Origin of the sequence: Symbiopectobacterium sp. RP, from assembly GCF_050472005.1 — a bacterium.
Lineage (GTDB): Bacteria > Pseudomonadota > Gammaproteobacteria > Enterobacterales > Enterobacteriaceae > Symbiopectobacterium.
Genome location: NZ_JBGOGS010000002.1, coordinates 369,039 through 387,855 on the forward strand (window position 1 = coordinate 369,039; position 18,817 = coordinate 387,855).

The following is an 18,817-nucleotide window of genomic DNA, read 5'->3' on the forward strand; positions in this document are numbered from 1 at the left end:
CCTGTACGCGACAACCGGCACAAATGCCGACGGCAAGCGTCGGCATTTGTGCCAAAAAGGGGGCAGACCAAGCGCGTCCCGCTACAGACGCATCGGCATGACAACGTATGCCGCCACCTTGCTGGCACCGTCTTCAATCTGCACACTAGAGACAGAATCGGTTAGCAGCAAACGGACATCTTCACACTTCAGCGCATTCAACACATCCAGCACGTAGCTGACGTTAAAGCCAATTTCCATTTCCGTGCCGTTGTACTGCACGTCCAGAATCTCTTCCGCTTCTTCCTGTTCCGGGTTATTCGCGGTAATTTTCAGTTGATTCTCAATCAGGTGCAGACGCACACCGCGAAACTTCTCGTTAGACAGGATCGCCGCACGTGCAAATGCCTGTTTCAGCAAATCGCAGCTCGCTTCCAGCGCCTTGTCCGGGTTTTTCGGCAATACGCGGCGGTAGTCAGGAAAACGCCCGTCGACCAGCTTGGACGTAAAGATGAAATCTCCGACGTGGGCGCGAATGTTGTTGGTACCGATCTGTAGCTGCAATGGCGTATCGCCGCCGTCCAGCAGGCGCAGTAGCTCAATCACCCCTTTACGCGGCACGATCACCGAGTGGGGCGGCAGCGACTGACCAATCGGCATGGTGCATACCGCTAGACGGTGACCGTCGGTCGCCACAGTGCGCAACTCTTCTCCTTCGGTTTCAAACAACATACCGTTAAGGTAATAACGCACGTCCTGGTGTGCCATGGAGAACTGCGTGGCTTCAATCAGGCGTTTCAGCGTCGCCTGCGGCAACGAGAATGCCACTTCGCTCTGCCAGTCATCCAGGTTCGGAAAATCAGACGCCGGGAGCGTAGAAAGCGAGAAGCGGCTACGGCCGGAACGCACCAGCATCCTGTCGCCTTCCAGCGTGATGGTAATTTCCGCGCCGTCGGGCAAGCCGCGGCAAATATCAAACAGTTTACGCGCCGGCACCGTGGTCGCGCCGGATTCATGGGCCTGAGACAGAGGGATCTTCGCCACCATCTCCATTTCCAGATCGGTGCCGGTCAGCGACAGTGCGCCGTCCGTCACTTGTAACAGCAGATTGCCCAGAATAAGCAATGTGGGACGACCACCTAACGGGCCACTCACCTGTTGTAACGGTTTTAGCAGATGCTCGCGTTCAATAATGAATTTCATAATATTATGAAGATAATGTTCTGATTAAATTAGAGAAATCTTCCTTGATGTCGTGGCTTTCCTCACGCAGCTGCTCAATCTTGCGGCACGCATGCAGCACGGTGGTATGGTCACGACCGCCAAACGCATCACCAATTTCCGGTAAGCTGTGGTTTGTCAGCTCTTTCGCCAGCGCCATCGCCATCTGGCGCGGACGTGCCACCGATCGGGATCGCCGTTTGGACAGCAGATCGGCGACTTTGATTTTATAGTACTCTGCGACCGTCTTTTGAATATTGTCGATGGTCACCAACTTTTCCTGCAACGCCAATAGATCGCGCAGCGCTTCACGCACGAAATCAATGGTAATGGCGCGGCCGGTAAAATTGGCGTTAGCGATCACGCGGTTCAGTGCGCCTTCCAGCTCACGCACGTTAGAGCGCAATCGCTTGGCAATAAAAAAGGCCACTTCACCCGGCAGACGGATATCATTTTCATCTGCTTTTTTCATTAGGATCGCCACGCGCGTTTCCAGCTCCGGCGGTTCGATCGCGACCGTCAATCCCCAGCCAAAGCGCGATTTCAGACGATCTTCTACCCCATTGATCTCTTTCGGATAACGATCGGACGTCAGGATGATTTGCTGATTGCCTTCCAGCAGCGCATTGAAGGTGTGGAAAAACTCCTCCTGAGAGCGCTCTTTGTTGGCAAAAAACTGAATATCATCGATCAACAGGGCATCGACTGAACGGTAATAACGCTTAAATTCTTCAATCGCATTGTTCTGTAAGGCTTTGACCATATCCTGTACAAAGCGTTCAGAATGCATATAGGCCACTTTGGCATTTGGCTTGCGCGCAATAATGCCATTACCTACCGCGTGCAGCAGGTGGGTTTTCCCCAAACCGGTACCGCCGTAGAGAAACAGGGGGTTATAGGCTCCGCCGGGGTTGTCAGCGACCTGACGCGCCGCCGCGCGCGCCAATTGGTTAGACTTACCTTCAACGAAGTTGTCGAACGAATGCTTCGGATTGACGTTGGAACGGTAAGTGTGCTCCGTTTGCGTCGCCGGTGTGTCCCAACTGTGACGCACGGGTGCCTGCCTGACCGGCTGCACCGCCGCCTGAGGGCTGGCTGGCTGGCTGACAGCCACCGCGGCCAACGGCTTGCTGCCGACTTCAAAACGCAGCAAAGGCGCATCCATACCGCAGAAATCGTTCAGCAGGCCATTGATGTTATTGAGGTACTTGTCTCTTACCCAATCCAGCACAAAACGATTTGGCGCATAGAGCGCCAGCGTGTTGTCGTTCAGTTCCGCCTGTAACGGACGTATCCACATGCTGAATTCCGTGGCAGGTAACTCATCCTGCAAACGGGCAAGACACTGCTGCCAAAGCGAAAGTGACACGGCGGACTCCACTCGAACAAGATTAAAATAGAAAAGAATCAGATACGTTATTTAGTGTAATTCATGATTATGACCCGGAAGCTGCAATGGCAGTCTCCTAGGTGCACCGCGCATCTGATGATGTCCATGCGGTTGCCGAGACGATCTCGAAGAAGGATCGTTCACGGGACGGCGGATCATAACCTAATCCTCGGCAGAGATCTTCCCTTTCTGCACAGTTTCGATCCTTTTTATCCACAGGCTATTCTTATCACTCGTGGTCGCCACGTGCCGCACAACGATGACACAGGCTTGCATCATGCGGACGCTTAGCATAACTGACATAGGCATTCACGCTGGAGTGAATGCGATCATGATCCCGCATAAAGGATCGTGTCAGGATCCTTGCGATTTAATGCAGAGTACGTATAATTCTCAGCCCGACGCGTTGATGCTCTTCTGTGCTATTTTCAGGCAGAAAATTCCCCAAATTTATTGCGGAAAGGGCTCCATAGGCGTGTGATGCCAATTGACTCGGGACTGTACAATTATTACAATCCCGCCTCTTTATCTTTGATGTATGCGATTGAGGCGTCGGTCAGTGTTCACACCGGAGCGCCAAACGCGTTTACTGTGAAGTCAATTATCCAAGTTTCAATTATCCAAGTTTAGGTAGAAATCGCCATGAAACGCACTTTCCAACCGTCCGTATTGAAGCGTAACCGTAGCCACGGTTTCCGTGCTCGTATGGCCACTAAAAATGGTCGTCAGGTTCTGGCCCGCCGTCGTGCAAAAGGCCGTACTCGTCTGACTGTTTCTAAGTAATAAAAGCTAACCCTCCTGGTGGTTAAGCTCGCTTTTCCCAGGGAGTTACGTTTGTTAACTCCCAGCCATTTCACTTTCGTCTTCCAGCAGCCGCATCGGGCTGGCACGCCGCAAATCACCATCCTCGGCCGCCTGAATTCGCTGGGGCATCCTCGCATCGGTCTTACTGTCGCTAAAAAGCATGTGAAACGGGCGCATGAACGCAATCGGATTAAACGTCTGACGCGGGAAAGCTTTCGTTTACATCAACATACCCTACCTGCGATGGATTTTGTGGTGATCGCCAAAAAAGGGGTAGCCGACCTGGATAATCGCGCGTTGACGGAAGCATTGGAAAAATTATGGCAACGGCACTGTCGCTTGGCTCGCGCCTCCTGATCGGGCTGATACGCGGTTATCAGCTCGTTATAAGTCCGTTGTTAGGGCCACATTGCCGTTTTCGCCCAACCTGTTCACAATACGCCATTGAGGCCATACGCAGGTTCGGCATGATAAAAGGCAGTTTGTTGACGCTCAAACGCGTATTAAAATGCCACCCTTTGAACCTTGGTGGTGATGATCCCGTACCGCCAAAACCCGACAATAACAGAGAACATTAACGATGGATTCGCAACGCAATCTCCTTCTCATCGCTCTGCTATTCGTAAGCTTTCTGATCTGGCAGACGTGGGAGACGGACAAAAATCCGCCTGCCGCTTCAACGCAAGCCATCCATCAAGCGACGAACGCAGTCAACGGTGATACCGCCAGCCAGGGCGTGCCTAACAGCGGTCAGGGTAAACTGATCACGGTGAAAACCGACGTACTGTCGCTGACTATCAATACGCGCGGCGGCGATATCGAACAAGCCAATCTGCTGGCGTTCCCTGACAAACTGCACTCTGCTACACCATTCCTGTTGCTGGAAACCACGCCGGAATTTGTGTATCAGGCACAGAGTAGATTGACGGGTAAACACGGTCCGGATAATCCGGCAAATGGCGCACGTCCGCTGTTTACTGCCACCCAGGATCACTTTGAACTGGCTGACGGACAGGACGCACTGACCATTCCGTTGACCTACACCAACGCTGACGGCGTAACCTTCACCAAAACGTTCGTGCTTAAACGCGCTGACTACGCGCTGAACGTTAGCTACAACGTGAACAACACCAGCGCGCAGCCGTTGGAGTTAACGCTGTTTGGTCAGTTGAAACAGTCTATTGACCTGCCGAAGCACCGCGATACCGGCAGCAGCAACTTTGCACTCCACACTTATCGTGGCGCGGCGTTCTCCTCCAGCGACGATAAGTACAAGAAATACAGCTTTAGCGACATGAAAGAAAACCTGAACGTCACCACCGATGGTGGCTGGGTTGCCATGTTGCAGCAGTATTTTGCTACCGCGTGGATCCCGACTACCGCCGGTGCCAACACCTTCTATACCTCGCAGTTGGGGAACGGTTTGGCCGCCATTGGCTTTAAAGCTACACCGGTAACCGTTGACGCGGGCGCGCAGAAAGACATCAGCGCAGTACTGTGGGTTGGCCCGGAAATTCAGGACAAGATGGCGGCCGTTGCACCGCATCTGGACCTGTCAGTGGATTACGGTTGGTTGTGGTTTATCTCCCAACCGCTGTTCAAACTGCTGAAATTCCTGCACGGCTTCATCGGTAACTGGGGCTTCTCCATCATCGCCATCACCTTTATCGTGCGCGGTATCATGTACCCGCTGACCAAGGCGCAGTACACCTCGATGGCGAAAATGCGTATGCTGCAACCGAAAATGCAAGCCATGCGCGAGCGTATCGGTGATGACAAGCAGCGCATGAGCCAAGAGATGATGGCACTGTACAAGGCGGAGAAAGTGAACCCGCTGGGCGGCTGCTTCCCGCTGCTGATCCAGATGCCTATCTTCCTGGCGTTGTACTACATGCTGATGAGCTCGGTTGAACTGCGCCATGCGCCGTTCATCCTGTGGATCACTGACCTGTCTGCGCAAGACCCTTACTACATCCTGCCGATCCTGATGGGTATCACGATGTTCTTCATTCAGAAGATGTCGCCGACCACTGTGACCGACCCGATGCAGCAGAAGATCATGACCTACATGCCGGTTATCTTTACCGTGTTCTTCCTGTGGTTCCCATCAGGTCTGGTGCTGTACTATATCGTCAGCAACCTAGTCACCATTATCCAGCAGCAGTTGATTTACCGCTGGCTGGAGAAGAAAGGCCTGCACAGCCGCGACAAGAAAGAGAAGAAATAAACGGACTGCACAAGTCTGAGAATAAGGCGGCTATGGGCCTCCTTATTTTTTTGTTTAATCGCCACAGAGAAACCATCATGAGCCATACCGATACCATCGTAGCCCAAGCCACGCCCCCCGGACGCGGTGGCGTAGGTATTTTGCGCGTGTCCGGCCAGCAGGCTGCCGACGTGGCGCGTGCCGTGCTGGGTAAATTACCCAAACCGCGCCATGCGGATTATGTACCGTTTCGCGATGCCGACGGTAGCGCGCTGGATCAGGGTATTGCCATCTGGTTTCCTGGCCCCAACTCCTTTACTGGCGAGGACGTGCTGGAGCTGCAAGGGCATGGCGGCCCGGTTATTCTTGATTTGCTGATGCAGCGCATTCTGGCACTGCCCGGCCTGCGCATTGCCCGCCCCGGCGAGTTCTCCGAGCGCGCGTTTCTCAATGACAAGCTCGATCTGGCGCAGGCAGAAGCTATCGCAGACCTGATCGATGCCAGCTCTGAACAAGCGGCACGTTCTGCGCTGAACTCCTTGCAAGGCGCCTTCTCTACCCGCATTCACCGACTGGTGGAAGCGCTGATTCACCTGCGCATCTACGTCGAGGCCGCCATTGATTTTCCTGATGAAGAGATCGATTCCCTCTCTGACGGCAAGATCGAGGCGGAACTTAATGGCGTGACGGCCGATCTGGCGGATGTTCAGGCCGAGGCGCATCAAGGCAGCCTGCTGCGTGAAGGCATGAAGGTGGTGATTGCGGGTCGCCCCAATGCGGGCAAATCGAGCCTGCTTAACGCACTGGCCGGGCGTGAGGCGGCAATCGTGACCGCTATCGCGGGCACCACGCGCGACGTACTGCGCGAGCATATCCATATTGACGGCATGCCGCTGCATATCATCGACACTGCCGGGCTACGCGATGACAGCGACGAAGTGGAACGCATCGGCATTGAACGCGCCTGGCAAGAGATTGAACAGGCGGATCGCGTGCTGTTTATGGTCGATAGCACCACCACTGACGCCACCTCGCCTGCCGAAATCTGGCCAGAGTTTATGGCACGCCTGCCCGCCACACTGCCGATTACCGTGGTGCGCAATAAAGCCGACATTACTGGAGAACCACAAGGCATTGAAGAGGTAAACACTTACTCACTCATTCGCCTGTCCGCCAAAACCGGTGATGGCATCGATATCCTGCGTAACCATCTAAAACAGAGCATGGGCTTTACCAGCAACACCGAAGGTGGCTTCCTGGCACGACGCCGCCACCTGCAAGCGCTGGAAACCGCCGCACAGCATCTGGAACAAGGCAAAGAACAGTTAGTGAGCGCTTACGCTGGCGAACTGCTGGCAGAAGAGCTGCGGCTGGCACAACAGGCACTGAGTGAGATAAGCGGGGAATTTACATCCGATGACTTGTTGGGACGGATTTTCTCGAGTTTTTGTATCGGGAAGTGATGTAAAAAACCGGCGAATGCCGGTTTAGCTTATCGCCTTGGTTACTTCACTGCTCGACATCTTCGCAACAGGGATGTGTAAGCATCCCAACAACCCGAGCCAGTCCACTCAATAAGATATAGCTAAACGACTTAATTTTGATTACATTATTTAAATAAGCTATTCAATTGATTTTAGACGTAAAGTGATATCTACACGGGAAGAAGAAGGGTTGAGTATCCGAGAAACAGCGAAGCAATTTCGGATTGGCCCTGCCTCTGTATCGCGTTGGATTAATCAAATAGCGTCAAAAGCATCGACCACGCGTCAGCGAAAGAGCGATAAATCCGAGTTGATAAAAGATGTTGAACCATATCCAGATGCTTACCAAAAAGAACGTGCAGAGCGTTTTGGCGTTTGTCAGAAGGCCATTTGGCAAGCTCTTAAAAAGCTGGGATTGACCTATAAAAAAAACTCTACACCATCCGAAAGCCGACGAAAGCGCCCGGCAAGCATTTCAACAAAAAATACAACAGTATGAAAAAGAAGGTAAATCTATTGTTTTTATTGATGAAAGTGGTTTTCCACACGATACCCCACGAACTCACGGCTATTCCCCAAAAGGTCAACGGTGTTTTGGGCTGAAGAACGGGGGAGCCAAGGGAAGAACAAATGTTATCGGCGCTTTATTAGGCACAACGCTGTTTGCTATCGGATTATTTGATATCAATATTAACAGCGATGTTTTCTATTCCTGGGTCACACAAGTCCTTATCCCAGTACTCCCTAAAAACAGGGTAATCGTGATGGACAATGCAACTTTTCACAAAAAACATAATATTCAACAAGTCATCATCGATGCAGGGTATATGGTGGAGTATTTGCCTACATATTCGCCAGATCTTAACCCCATTGAGCATAAATGGGCACAAGCAAAAAGCAAAAAAAGAGAGAGTGGTTGCGATACAGAGATTTTGTTCTCAGTCCATATGGCGTAATCAAAATTAAGTCGCTTGGCTATAAGGCTGTATGAAAACCTCTTGACCAATTGTGCCCTACATCAGGGATTTAATACGCACGCTGACAATCAGTAAACGCGCGATACGTATCGATTTTGCAAAGAGCACAACTCCATTATGGTTCTCTTTGCGCTTTGACCGGCACCGTACCTTGGCCCGGTCTTTTTTTGCCTGTCAGTTGGCCTCCTCGCCACCGACCTCCTTGCGAGGCGCGTAATCGATCTGCAAGACAATGCGCAGCAGCGCGGCAACCGGTTCGAAAAGCGCATCAGGGATACGCTCGCCGCATTTCACATCATAAAACAGCGTTCGCGCCAGAGGGATGTTTTCTACCATCGGAATGCCCTCACGTTGCGCCAACTCGACAATGTGTTGCGCCATGGCATCCCTGCCTTTCTCCAACACGCGCGGCACTGGCATCGTCTCGGGATCGTATCCCAAGCAAACCACCAAATGCGTCGGATTGCGCACAATCACCGCCGATTGCCTGACGTTTTGTGCTAGGCTGCCGCTCTGCACTTCGCGCTGTAGGGCACGACGGCACTGTTTAATATGTGGATCGCCTTCCCGGTTCTTGTTTTCCTGTTTGATATCCTCCTTGCTCATGCGCTGCTGCTTCAACGTATGAAAACGTTGATAGCTATAATCCGCCACTGCCAGTACCAGATAAAATCCCAGCATGCCAAGCCACATAAAACGCATGATGGAGGAAAAAGTGGGTAACGCACAGTGGGGATCGCAGTAAGGCAACGCGCGAAACGTCGACGCGTAGGCATAGAACAACAAGAGAAAAATCACGCACAGCAGCACTACTTTCAAACAGGATTTGAGCAGTTCAACCACGCTGCGCCAAGAAACAATCTGTTTAAGGTTGTTCACCGGGTTAAGTTTGCTCCCCTTGAAACCTACGGCCTTACTGGCAACCACAAAACCGATTTGAATCAGCACGCTGAAAACGGTGGCAACGCTTACCATCGCTCCCAGATAAAGCAGCATCAGCCCGCACTCCTTCACCAGCGCGCGCACAATCGTACCCAGAGCATAGGAGAAAGGGGCATTAATAACGCGCAGAGATTCCTGGATGAGCAAGGTGATGTTTTGTACCAGTACATCGGAAAAAAAATGAAAAAAAAGAAATAAAGCGAGCAGTTGTGCACCAGAAGTCAGCTCAACGCTTTTGATCACCTGCCCCTCTTTTTCACCATCCTGCCGCCTTTTGCGGGTGGGTTGCTCCGTTTTCTCACTCATGTTGAGCCAACCACTCGCCAACATGCTGGTAGAGGCGTTCGCTCTCCACCAGATAGTGGTGCAACGCATAGGGCAGCGATACAATCAGCAGCAACAAAACCAACAGGCTTTTGATGGGCATAGCCAGAAAGAACACGTTCAACTGCTGCGCCGAACGATTCAACAACCCCAGCGCCATATCCGTCAACACCATCACTAACACGGCAGGCAAGGAGAAGCTTAAACACAGGTGATAGAGCGCCTGCCACTCCACCTTGATAAAATCCAACAGCGGCTGATTAAACGCCAGCGTCTTACCAGGCGGTAGGTAATGGTAAGAGTCATACAGCACGCTCAGGTGCAAATTAATACCGCCGCTAATAAAAAACAGCGCACACAGAAACTGGCTGAACAACAAACCAAAAAGTGACGACTGGACAGACATCGCAGGGTTGAATACCGCACTCATGGTTGCACCGCGCAGTGAATCGATAATAAATCCCGCCATATCCACGGCCCAAAAAGGAATTGCGCCGCAGAATCCCAATACCAGTCCGATAAGCAATTCACCGGGAATATAGCTCAACCATGTCCACCCCTCGCCAATATCTTGGGGCATTGGCACCACTGCCAACATAGGCAATGCAATCGCCATTAACACCGAGTTTCTCACTAACGGCGACCCCAAGTTCCCTGCCTGCAACAGCGGAAACAGCAGGGTCATCCCCAGCGGGCGCATCATAAGGAAAGCCAGATGCGCGATCTCTTCGTTAAGCACCAGATTCATGCATGCGCACTTATTTGCAATAGCACCTGGCGTGTATATCCCAGCAGGATGCCGCCAAGCCAGTGATAGGTCGCCATCAGCATCAGCGCCACGGCCAGCAGCTTGATCATAAATTGCAGGGTCTGATCCTGTATCTGCGTCAACGCTTGTAACAAGCTAACCAGTACGCCGACTACACATGCGACAACAATGATTGGCAATGAGGTCAGCAAGACGATCCACAACAGTTGGGTCATCAGGTGCGTCAGAGTGGCTTCATTCATACGAAACTCTGTACTAACTGAGCAAGGATCAGGTCCCAACCGCCGGCCAAGAGAAAAATCAACAGTTTGAACGGTAAGGCGATAGTCATGGGAGAGACCATCATCATCCCCATCGCCAACAGGATATTGGACACCAGCAGGTCAATGGCAAGAAACGGCAGGTATATCAATAAGCCGATACGAAACGCCTGGGTCAATTGGCTGACCGTGAACGCTGGCAGCAAAATGAGTAAGGAGTCGTCCTTCACCATGCGACGCGCCTCTTCCGGCCAGGTTTTCGCAACCAGATTCTGAAAATAATGCACCTGCTTATCTTCAGTGTTTTTTATCAGAAAGTGACGATAGGGCGTCAACGCCTGGCTGTCCCAACCGCTCATCCAGGCAGGTTCGCCCTCAACGGCGACCGGATGCCACCGCGCCTTTACCGCAAGCAGCGTTGGGGCCATGATAAACAGCGACAGCACCAGCGCAAGGCCATACAGCGCCATATTTGGCGGCACCTGCTGGATCCCCAAGGCATTGCGCAAGATGGAAAAGACCACCGCCAGTTTGAGAAACGAGGTGCCCATTACGATAATCAGCGGCAGCAGCGAAAGCACAAACAGCAGCGCAATTAACTGCCAAGGAGAGTCAGGTAGTGACATGTGAGTTCCACGCTATAGGGTTAACGTCCCCTTATACCTCGGCTAAACCAGAAGCACCTACCGGGCATTCACCCCATCTTTCCCCCACCGCCGCTCAATCTTGTGTAGTGAGATACCATTGCCGGATTTGCACCAAAAAGCGGTCGCCGCAGCCAATCAGCGCACCTTTGCCAATGGCACGGCCATTCAACTTCAATGTTACTTCTGGAGAGAACTCGGCGTTCACCGCCATCGTATCACCCACTTGTAGCGTTCGCAGCGATCCCAGTGTCAGCGTGACCTGCCCGACCTCAACCAACAATTTTTGCGGCAGCGCCGCAAGATCCACTGACATAGACTCGGCGCTAGCAGGTTCATCCGGTATTTCACTAGCGCTATTTTCAAGCTCAGCGCCTAACGCTCTACAGTGCATCGTGTTATCTCCGTTTATCTGGACATACGCCGCCTGCTTCAGCAATGGCGACAAGGCGAAATGCCCCGCACGTAAATCACCATACGGGTGTATTGCGATCCCTTCCCCCCGCGTCAGCCCCCGTAAAACAGACAGCGGGAGCTCACACTCTCCGGCATACAGCGCACACCGCAACGGTGGCAATGGACCAGTGGGGACACACTCGGGCACGATCAACGCATGCAGATGCTTAAACCCAGCGTCAGTATTGCCAAACAGCACGGCCTGAAAAACAACCTGTTCCACCTGCCAGGTAAAAACGACGCTCCATTGCTCGGACAGAGCGCTACAGGGGCACGGTGCCGCATTCTCCCGCACTATGCTGGCATGGCAATGTGCCAGCAATGGCGATAGCGCCCACGCTGCGATCTCCTCAAGCAATAACGCATTTACCGTTGCCACCTCAGACGTGCCAAGCATCTGCTCGCACAGTGCCCGCCACCCGGTGTCCTCCAGCCAAACGTGGCTCACCGATGTGCCTTCATCGAAGGAAAGTGTTATAACTACCCCGGATTGAGCGCGTGTCCACGCTTGTAAACCGATATGCAATTCGCCTGCGGTTACGCCCTCAGGAGGAAGATGCTGCGCCAGGTTCCACGCATCCTGGGTCGTCCTTAACATATTCAACCTCCAGAACAACGGCATGTCCTGCCTCGCGCAAACGCGCGCAGAGCCAAGATGAAATAAGGCTCAAGGTGTCGAACAGCTCGCGCTGAGACACTTGGATACAAAGGTGAAGTTCACCGTCCCGCTCGCAGACCTCACACAGAATCACTTCACCATTGCAACTCACCATGCGATAACGCTGTCGGCGATGCGCATAAGGAGAAAGCGGAGAAGAAGTGCAATGCGTTGCCTTTTGAGCTATCAGTTGCATAAATTTCTGAGCGTCCATCGCGGTTTCAGCGTCGGCCGCTTCCTGCTCCGGCAGCGTGTGCCACAGACTCCCTTCAACGCGTGTCCCGCTCATGAATAGCGGCTCATCGTCTACAGCCTGCATCGTTGAGCACACTGTGCAGTTTTTCCTTCTTTTTCATGACAACATTCAGCGCTTTCCTTACCGCGTCTTGCTGCAACAATACGGCGCGCTGCTCATCAGACAGCGCCATCTGGTTAACCAGCAATTGCAGATCCTCATCGCGCAACGTCATCAGTGTCTGTTTATGCGCCAGTAGTTCATCGCTGATTCGCGTACCGGACCAGGCTAGCCAAGCGTTTCGTTTTTCGGCCAGCAATGTGCGATGGGTCGCACAGGTGCACATGTCCTGTTCCAGTTGTTGGAGCTGAGAGCGTTGCAGTACCAACTGTCGGCGCAAGGCGATTTCCCGACGTTGCTTAATGGCCAATAATGCCAGCAACATCAATGTGTTACCAGCGCACTTAGCCGTTGCAATAACAGATCGCGATGACATGGTTCATTCTCCTGCTGTTGTAAAAATGCATTTATCGCTGCATACTTTTCTACCGCCAGATCGGCGATCGGATCCTCACCTTGTTGATACTCCCCCACTCGCACCAGTAGCTCTACATCGCGATAAACGCTGAGCAAACGGCGTACCTCATTGGCAAGCGTCATGTGCATCTGACTGGTAACGTTAGGCATGATGCGGCTTACGCTGGCGAGCACATCAATCGCCGGGAAATGCGCCGCCTCGGCCAGCTGTCGCGACAGCACGATGTGTCCATCGAGCAGCGAGCGCACCTCATCCGCCAACGGCTCATTCATATCGTCCCCCTCCACGAGCACGGTGTAGAACGCAGTAATGCTGCCACAGCGTCCTTTACCGGTCCGCTCCAGCAAGCGCGGCAGCGCGGCAAACACGCTGGGGGGATAGCTACCCGCAACCGCACGCTCACCCGCCTCTATGGCGATTTCCCGCGCGGCGCGGGCGTAGCGCGTCAGTGAATCAGCCATTAACAGTACGCGCTGGCCCCGATCGCGAAACGACTCTGCAATGGTAGTCGCCACATACAGCGCGCGCATGCGCTCGAGCGGCGGTCTGTCTGACGTGGCGACAACAACGACGCAGCGACGTCGTGTCTGAGCATTAAGCGAATGCTCTAAAAATTCCCGCACTTCGCGGCCACGCTCTCCGATGAGGGCCAGAACAATCACCTCGCAGTCCGCGCCGTGGCACAGCATGGAAAGCAATGTGCTTTTCCCCACGCCCGCGGCCGCAAAAATCCCAATACGCTGCCCTTCACCGCAGGTGAGTAAACTGTCTATCGCCCGCACCCCGGTTAACACCGGGCGATCGATCATCCCACGGGCCAGTGCCGCCGGAGGCGGTGCGTCAAAATTGCGCCACGGCCCCTGCCACACCTCATTGCCATCCAACATCTGCCCAAGGCCATCAACCACGCGGCCCAGCAACGCGTCGCCGACTGGAACCTGCTGGCATCGTTTTAGCGGCCGCACCTTTTGCCCGCAAAACAGACCTACAGTGCTGGCAAAGGGAGATAACAGCGCATCTTCGCCGTCCACCGCAACCACTTCAGCCAAGGTACCGCTAGGTAAAATCTGGCAAAGCTCGCCCATAAACACGCCAGGCAACCGCACTTTCAACAAAGAGGCGCTGATATGCAGCACCCGCCCCGTCATGTCGATACCATCAGGCGGTTCGCCGGACAATGTTAGCCGTCGGCCCACCGCCTCCACCAAAGAGGAAAAATCAATCTTCATCATCGGATGCGCACTCGGGGTTCAGGTCAATACTCTGCACCACCTGGATAAGGCAGTGCTCCCCGACTTCCTGCCACGACAACACCGCAATGTCGGCGTGTTGTTGCTCTATGACCTTACGCAAGAAACGACGTGTATCCACTGAGCTGACAATTACAAACTCGCCGTGTACCGCTTGTGCCTCAGCAATCAACTGCAATATCTGCGCACGTTGTTCGCTGCTTAATGCGGTGTAGGTGCCCATTGCGGTCTGACGAATGGATTCGCGAATCACATTCTCCATCTCCTCCCCGATGCGCAGCACGCGTAGCGGCGTCCCTTCTACCATAAGACGATGCAAAATATGGCGTCGCAAAGCGATGCGAACATACTCCGTCAGCATCTGGACATCTTTTTCCCGTGGAGCCCACTCAATCAGCGTGCCGAAAACCAGACGCAAATCGCGGATGGAGACCCGTTCTGAAACCAATCGTTGGAGTACCTCGGCAATTTTGTTGATGGGCATCTGTCGCTGAAGTTCTTTCACCAACTCTGCATAGCGTTTCTCCATGGCATCCATCAGGTAGCGCGCTTCTTGCACCCCGATAAACTCCGCCATGTGGTTGACCAACACCTTATGCAACAGCCCAATAAGGCACTGATCACCGGTAAACACCGTTTGCCCCGCCTGTTGTGCACGTTGCCCCTCAGCGGCAGACAGCCACGCGATCCGCCCCATTCCCTGCGGCAACACCTGCGTCTCTGTCGTGACATCTGCCGCCTCCGCGGTGGTGAAAAGCATGCAGGAGGCCGCCATGGGGAACGTCAAAGAGAACACCGACTCCTGATAGATAAGCACCACCATGCTGTTCTCTGTCATAGAGGCATCAACGATAATGGAGACATCCGGCAGAGGTACACCAAGGGTGTCGAACAGCGTTTTGCGCAGAGCATCGATCTCCAACGAAAGAGACTCTGAATGCAGGAGCGGTGCAAGCCGCAAAGTCAGAGGCTGCGCGCCCGGTACCATCTGATCGTCATCAACGCTGCCCTGCGGCACGGATACAGGCTGCGGATGTCGTGCGCGATACCACAGCAGTGCACAAGGTAATGCGGTAAGTACCGCCATGATAAAGAAGTAGATAAACGGAAAGCCGGGAATGACGGCAAACAGCAACATCACCAGCGCTGCGAGGATCAGCGCCTGAGGCTGTTTCCCCAATTGCGTGCTCAGCTCACGCCCCAGATTTTGCCGTTTCTCACCCGGCACGCGAGTGACGATAATACCGGCACTGAGCGAAATCAGCAGCGAGGGGATCTGGCCGCACAGGCCGTCACCGATAGAGAGCACGCTGTAAGTTTGCACCGCATCCCCGAGCGACATGCCGTATTGCACCACGGCAATGGTAATGCCGCCCAGGATATTCACCAGCACAACAATAATACCGGCGATAGCATCCCCTTTCACAAACTTCATGGCGCCGTCCATCGCGCCAAGAAAACGGCTTTCGTGCTGCACATGCAGACGCAGTTGCCGCGCCTGATCGGCATCGATCACCCCAGCACGCAGATCGCCATCGATACTCATCTGCTTGCCCGGCATGCCATCAAGAGAAAACCGAGCGCTCACCTCAGCTACACGCTCCGTCCCCTTAGTGATAACGATAAACTGCACGATGGTGATGATGGCGAAAATCACCAGTCCCACCGTCAGGTTTCCCCCCACCATAAAACGGCCAAACGCATCGATGATATCACCAGCATTGTGCTGCAACAGCACCAGACGCGAGGTGCTAATGGTCAGCGACAACCGATAAAGCGTGGTGATCAGTAACAGTGAGGGGAACACCGACAGATCCAGAGGATCGTTGATGTAAATGGCAAACAGTAGCAGGATGATGGAAAAGGCCAGATTAATGGCGATCAAAATATCCACCACAAACGTAGGCAACGGCAGGGTTATCATGACAATCGCCATGAGCATTACCACGGCGAGAATAATATCTTGCCTACCGGCACACATTTGCAACCAGCGCTGAACGTTATCTTTTTTCATCACGTTGGTTTGCATAATTTTTCCAGAAAGGTTCGCTGGCGATGGTGCAGCCATAGCCACTGTTCAGCCACGCTGTCTGCCATCGGGGCACAACTGATCACCATGCCTTGGCGTAACGTAAAGACACGCTGAGGAATGCCTGCAAACCAAGCGGGATGGGCGTGTTGCAATGCAACAAGCAGTAACGCATTGTCCCGCCAAGGGTCCAGCAGACATTGGCTGATATGCATGCGTCCCTGACGGAAGGTGAGGAAGGTTTGAAATTCCCGATCGACCCATTGCATTTCGGCAGAGGGGGCTTGCTCCGCCAGTTCAGCCAACTGTATAAAGCGCTGGATGTTTCTTTCGATGAACAGATCTAATGTCATGATCTCCTTCCTCTCATGTCCGGTAACAGAATCCCAGAGAAAACAAGGAGGAGAAATCAAGACAACACCTGATTACCCTTCATTTTTTGCAGCACGGTAAGAATACTTTCACGCTGATCTTCATCGCTAAAACACGCATCCGGCATCACTCTGAATTGCACATCCAGATAGCGTATGATGTACTTGAATACCATCGCGCTGGGCGTCAACGAAGAGATTCGCGCGATAAGCCAATCCTCAAACAGCCAGCTTTCCTGTGTAATATCAATCAACAAGGTCAAAAGTGAATCTGCAGGCAGAGAATAACGTTTTTCCTGCTCTTTACACTCCTGCTCCAGCCCCAAAAATAGCAAGAGGCGACGCAGGCGGACCAGTACGGTCGCCAACCTGGTCTGCTGAGCACCACCGACAGAGAGCGAGAGTTCAAACGCCGCCATGTGTAACACAACGCGGAGCCGACGCTGACGATCGGACCAGTCAACGATGCGTTTAAACCATTCCGATAACGATATGTCCTGTTCATCCATCGCGCGCTGGAATAAGCGGCCAATGGGTGCCAGTACCGCCTTGCTGACCGTACCGAGCTCCATCAGGCCAAAGAGAGTGGTTTCATACGCATTTTCTTCGAGAAGCTGGGCCAACTGCGCATTCAGCGCCTTTTTCCGTTTTTCATCCAACGCCGTTGATGCTAGGTGTTGAGCGATCGTAAAAATACGCCGCAGTCCTTCCAGCGCCTCACTATTCTCCTCAGACGACGCAGCGAGAAAAGTCGAAAAGCCACCGTCCTGGTCACGTAAGCGTTGTATCAGTGCAATTAACTCTTGCTGTCTGCGTACCTGCCTTTCTGACGATGCCAGTCGCTTTTCATCGCGCATTCGGCCAGAAAGTACCAGACTCATCTCTTCCAACGTTGAATCCAGCGATTCGCCTGCCGCTTCCTCCAGTTCCAGTAACGCCATGTCCATCGGCGGCATGCTGAATTCGACATTGCGCACCGGCAGCACCCGATGCGATTCATAGTGCGGTGATAGCACCGGACTGACGGGATTGTGATCCTCAGGTATCTTCATCATCAAGCCTTGCCTCCCGTTCCTGGATACCGAGATCATTCTCGGTATCAATCCACGCCAGCACCTGCTGAAAATGCCGACTGAGCGAAAAAGAGACGCTAAGCTGTGATGATGTCAGAACGGCTTCATCCATAGCCAACTGCGGATCACAGACGATGGCTAGCCGCTCCCCGAAGGCATCGCGCATTCTGGTTTCTCTCTCGGGATGAATCTGCAAGGTGGTCCCCCCCGTAGCAGCCAGTTGCTCCACTTGCTGCGACAAACGTGCGCACAGCAGGTCATCAACGGGCTGTTGGGAAAACCAAGCACTCAATACGTTCCCCATAGCAAGGCGGATACGTGACGTGACCGCCTGCACCACGCACTGTTCCACCGATGCAGCCTCACACAGTGACACCACGTGGCGCTCCAACCACCGCTTTTCACAGCGGGTGAGAATCTCCTGCTGACGGCGAGAGAACTCGGCATAAGCCTCGCTCTGTATCTGGCGCTGCGCTTTGCGCGCCTGACGTATCATTTGCTCTGCCTTACGGCTCGCCGCTTTCACAATAACAGCGGCCTCTTGATGCGCATCAAGCAGGGTGTGGGTATAAGCCAACTGAGTGTTTAGCCTTTCAGCGGGAATCACGGGGAAATCGGGAAGTTGCCCATCAAGTTCAATCAACGGGAGTCGGCACAGCGGCATAGCATACGTTCCAGTAAATTCATGGTGGCCCAAGGTATCACGGGATACAACGCTTGCTTCAGCGGCGGCAACTGTATCAAAAGCGCCTTAAGCACGGGTTCACGCGTTGCAGCACGATAAAGCACGGCGATACCGATGCGATTCGCCGCATCGATCACCTGTTCCGGTGAATAAAAGGCGGGATGTTTGTTGTCACACATACCAAACAGGTGCCAGATTAGGTCGTTATCCAGCCAATGGCGAAGCACGTGACGATAATCAGGCAGCAGAAAGTAATCACTGCACGCCAGCGTCAGCAGACCAAGCGCCAGCGCATATTTCGGGATATTCGGTCCCAGCACCGCCAAACGGCGCTGACGTTCATCAAGCCGCCCCGGCAGACAAATCGGGCCACGCTGTGCCCGTAATGCGCGGTTCAGCACGTTGTCTAAAACTAGGGATTCGCCATAACGCCACCGTTCGTACCGATGAAACCCTAACGATACAAGCCAGTCAGGGTGCGCATAACGGGCGGGCTGCCAGACCGCGCGGTGCAACAGCAAG

General features: G+C 53.4%; 21 protein-coding genes and 1 pseudogene. 7 read left to right on the forward strand and 15 right to left on the reverse strand.

The features are described from left to right. Window positions 1–81: 81 nt before the first annotated feature. The gene (gene dnaN / locus ACD630_RS20000) at window positions 82–1,182 is read right to left on the reverse strand and encodes a DNA polymerase III subunit beta (protein WP_430360405.1); all 1,101 of its coding nucleotides are present in this window, start codon (window positions 1,180–1,182) and stop codon (window positions 82–84) included. A gap of 4 nt (window positions 1,183–1,186) precedes the next feature. Then, on the reverse strand, window positions 1,187–2,569 hold the full coding sequence (gene dnaA / locus ACD630_RS20005) for a chromosomal replication initiator protein DnaA (RefSeq protein WP_430360406.1): 1,383 nt from the start codon (window positions 2,567–2,569) through the stop codon (window positions 1,187–1,189). Window positions 2,570–3,232: 663 nt separating this feature from the next. Between dnaA and rpmH the strand changes: the two genes are divergently transcribed. From rpmH to ACD630_RS20040, 7 genes and pseudogenes are all read left to right on the forward strand, one after another. After that, window positions 3,233–3,373, forward strand: coding sequence for a 50S ribosomal protein L34 (rpmH, locus tag ACD630_RS20010; protein ID WP_004093983.1), 141 nt, complete (start codon window positions 3,233–3,235; stop codon window positions 3,371–3,373). 18 nt (window positions 3,374–3,391) lie between these two features. Continuing rightward, window positions 3,392–3,751 carry a ribonuclease P protein component gene (rnpA, locus tag ACD630_RS20015; protein ID WP_264624433.1) on the forward strand — a complete coding sequence of 120 codons (360 nt, stop codon included), beginning with the start codon at window positions 3,392–3,394 and terminating at the stop codon, window positions 3,749–3,751. Then, a complete protein-coding gene (gene yidD / locus ACD630_RS20020) occupies window positions 3,715–3,972 on the forward strand; it encodes a membrane protein insertion efficiency factor YidD (protein ID WP_430360407.1) in 258 nt (85 codons plus the stop codon). The genes rnpA and yidD overlap by 37 nt, the downstream gene beginning before the upstream one ends. 2 nt (window positions 3,973–3,974) lie before the next feature. After that, window positions 3,975–5,621 (forward strand): membrane protein insertase YidC, encoded by a 1,647-nt coding sequence (gene yidC, locus ACD630_RS20025; protein WP_430360408.1) that lies wholly within the window; start codon window positions 3,975–3,977, stop codon window positions 5,619–5,621. A gap of 77 nt (window positions 5,622–5,698) precedes the next feature. Further along, the gene (gene mnmE / locus ACD630_RS20030; RefSeq protein WP_430361209.1) at window positions 5,699–7,063 is read left to right on the forward strand and encodes a tRNA uridine-5-carboxymethylaminomethyl(34) synthesis GTPase MnmE; all 1,365 of its coding nucleotides are present in this window, start codon (window positions 5,699–5,701) and stop codon (window positions 7,061–7,063) included. A gap of 166 nt (window positions 7,064–7,229) precedes the next feature. After that, a complete protein-coding gene (locus ACD630_RS20035; protein WP_430361210.1) occupies window positions 7,230–7,583 on the forward strand; it encodes an IS630 transposase-related protein in 354 nt (117 codons plus the stop codon). Next, window positions 7,507–7,932: pseudogene (locus ACD630_RS20040) on the forward strand (transposase); the annotation flags it as partial. The gene ACD630_RS20035 and the pseudogene ACD630_RS20040, both read left to right, overlap by 77 nt. A gap of 303 nt (window positions 7,933–8,235) precedes the next feature. On the opposite strand, the gene ACD630_RS20045 reads toward ACD630_RS20040, so the two are convergent. The 13 genes from ACD630_RS20045 to ACD630_RS20105 form a co-directional block, all read right to left on the reverse strand. Then, on the reverse strand, window positions 8,236–9,309 hold the full coding sequence (locus ACD630_RS20045; protein WP_430360409.1) for an EscU/YscU/HrcU family type III secretion system export apparatus switch protein: 1,074 nt from the start codon (window positions 9,307–9,309) through the stop codon (window positions 8,236–8,238). Further along, on the reverse strand, window positions 9,302–10,075 hold the full coding sequence (locus tag ACD630_RS20050; protein ID WP_430360410.1) for an EscT/YscT/HrcT family type III secretion system export apparatus protein: 774 nt from the start codon (window positions 10,073–10,075) through the stop codon (window positions 9,302–9,304). The genes ACD630_RS20045 and ACD630_RS20050 overlap by 8 nt, the downstream gene beginning before the upstream one ends. Beyond that, window positions 10,072–10,338: an EscS/YscS/HrcS family type III secretion system export apparatus protein gene (locus ACD630_RS20055; protein ID WP_222158458.1), complete on the reverse strand. Its 267-nt coding sequence runs from the start codon at window positions 10,336–10,338 to the stop codon at window positions 10,072–10,074. The genes ACD630_RS20050 and ACD630_RS20055 overlap by 4 nt, the downstream gene beginning before the upstream one ends. Continuing rightward, window positions 10,335–10,982, reverse strand: coding sequence for a type III secretion system export apparatus subunit SctR (gene sctR, locus ACD630_RS20060; protein ID WP_430360411.1), 648 nt, complete (start codon window positions 10,980–10,982; stop codon window positions 10,335–10,337). Before sctR ends, ACD630_RS20055 begins: the two co-directional genes overlap by 4 nt. 94 nt (window positions 10,983–11,076) lie before the next feature. Then, window positions 11,077–12,078 carry a YscQ/HrcQ family type III secretion apparatus protein gene (locus ACD630_RS20065; RefSeq protein WP_430360412.1) on the reverse strand — a complete coding sequence of 334 codons (1,002 nt, stop codon included), beginning with the start codon at window positions 12,076–12,078 and terminating at the stop codon, window positions 11,077–11,079. Then, complete coding sequence (locus ACD630_RS20070) at window positions 12,002–12,433, reverse strand: hypothetical protein (protein ID WP_430361316.1); 432 nt, start codon at window positions 12,431–12,433, stop codon at window positions 12,002–12,004. The genes ACD630_RS20065 and ACD630_RS20070 overlap by 77 nt, the downstream gene beginning before the upstream one ends. Next, entirely contained in the window at window positions 12,414–12,794 is a 381-nt protein-coding gene (locus ACD630_RS20075; protein WP_430360413.1) for a hypothetical protein, read from the reverse strand. The genes ACD630_RS20070 and ACD630_RS20075 overlap by 20 nt, the downstream gene beginning before the upstream one ends. Beyond that, window positions 12,794–14,116 carry a FliI/YscN family ATPase gene (locus ACD630_RS20080; protein WP_430361211.1) on the reverse strand — a complete coding sequence of 441 codons (1,323 nt, stop codon included), beginning with the start codon at window positions 14,114–14,116 and terminating at the stop codon, window positions 12,794–12,796. The genes ACD630_RS20075 and ACD630_RS20080 overlap by 1 nt, the downstream gene beginning before the upstream one ends. Then, window positions 14,106–16,166, reverse strand: coding sequence for an EscV/YscV/HrcV family type III secretion system export apparatus protein (locus tag ACD630_RS20085; RefSeq protein WP_430360414.1), 2,061 nt, complete (start codon window positions 16,164–16,166; stop codon window positions 14,106–14,108). Before ACD630_RS20085 ends, ACD630_RS20080 begins: the two co-directional genes overlap by 11 nt. Further along, a complete protein-coding gene (locus tag ACD630_RS20090; RefSeq protein WP_430360415.1) occupies window positions 16,151–16,519 on the reverse strand; it encodes a type III secretion system protein SsaM in 369 nt (122 codons plus the stop codon). The genes ACD630_RS20085 and ACD630_RS20090 overlap by 16 nt, the downstream gene beginning before the upstream one ends. 56 nt (window positions 16,520–16,575) lie before the next feature. Beyond that, window positions 16,576–17,592 carry a SepL/TyeA/HrpJ family type III secretion system gatekeeper gene (locus ACD630_RS20095; protein WP_430360416.1) on the reverse strand — a complete coding sequence of 339 codons (1,017 nt, stop codon included), beginning with the start codon at window positions 17,590–17,592 and terminating at the stop codon, window positions 16,576–16,578. Beyond that, a complete protein-coding gene (locus tag ACD630_RS20100; RefSeq protein WP_430360417.1) occupies window positions 17,576–18,253 on the reverse strand; it encodes a type III secretion system stator protein SctL in 678 nt (225 codons plus the stop codon). The genes ACD630_RS20095 and ACD630_RS20100 overlap by 17 nt, the downstream gene beginning before the upstream one ends. Then, the gene (locus ACD630_RS20105) at window positions 18,250–18,816 is read right to left on the reverse strand and encodes a type III secretion system domain-containing protein (protein ID WP_430360418.1); all 567 of its coding nucleotides are present in this window, start codon (window positions 18,814–18,816) and stop codon (window positions 18,250–18,252) included. The genes ACD630_RS20100 and ACD630_RS20105 overlap by 4 nt, the downstream gene beginning before the upstream one ends. Window position 18,817: the final 1 nt, after the last annotated feature.

Coding starts and splice junctions, on each gene's coding strand:
- dnaN (WP_430360405.1), bottom strand. CDS start 1,182: ATGAAATTCATTATTGAACGCGAGCATCTGCTAAAACCGTTACAACAG.
- rpmH (WP_004093983.1), top strand. CDS start 3,233: ATGAAACGCACTTTCCAACCGTCCGTATTGAAGCGTAACCGTAGCCAC.
- yidD (WP_430360407.1), top strand. CDS start 3,715: ATGGCAACGGCACTGTCGCTTGGCTCGCGCCTCCTGATCGGGCTGATA.
- yidC (WP_430360408.1), top strand. CDS start 3,975: ATGGATTCGCAACGCAATCTCCTTCTCATCGCTCTGCTATTCGTAAGC.
- mnmE (WP_430361209.1), top strand. CDS start 5,699: ATGAGCCATACCGATACCATCGTAGCCCAAGCCACGCCCCCCGGACGC.
- ACD630_RS20045 (WP_430360409.1), bottom strand. CDS start 9,309: ATGAGTGAGAAAACGGAGCAACCCACCCGCAAAAGGCGGCAGGATGGT.
- ACD630_RS20050 (WP_430360410.1), bottom strand. CDS start 10,075: ATGAATCTGGTGCTTAACGAAGAGATCGCGCATCTGGCTTTCCTTATG.
- ACD630_RS20055 (WP_222158458.1), bottom strand. CDS start 10,338: ATGAATGAAGCCACTCTGACGCACCTGATGACCCAACTGTTGTGGATC.
- sctR (WP_430360411.1), bottom strand. CDS start 10,982: ATGTCACTACCTGACTCTCCTTGGCAGTTAATTGCGCTGCTGTTTGTG.
- ACD630_RS20065 (WP_430360412.1), bottom strand. CDS start 12,078: ATGCCGTTGTTCTGGAGGTTGAATATGTTAAGGACGACCCAGGATGCG.
- ACD630_RS20070 (WP_430361316.1), bottom strand. CDS start 12,433: ATGCAGGCTGTAGACGATGAGCCGCTATTCATGAGCGGGACACGCGTT.
- ACD630_RS20075 (WP_430360413.1), bottom strand. CDS start 12,794: ATGTTGCTGGCATTATTGGCCATTAAGCAACGTCGGGAAATCGCCTTG.
- ACD630_RS20080 (WP_430361211.1), bottom strand. CDS start 14,116: ATGAAGATTGATTTTTCCTCTTTGGTGGAGGCGGTGGGCCGACGGCTA.
- ACD630_RS20085 (WP_430360414.1), bottom strand. CDS start 16,166: ATGCAAACCAACGTGATGAAAAAAGATAACGTTCAGCGCTGGTTGCAA.
- ACD630_RS20090 (WP_430360415.1), bottom strand. CDS start 16,519: ATGACATTAGATCTGTTCATCGAAAGAAACATCCAGCGCTTTATACAG.
- ACD630_RS20095 (WP_430360416.1), bottom strand. CDS start 17,592: ATGATGAAGATACCTGAGGATCACAATCCCGTCAGTCCGGTGCTATCA.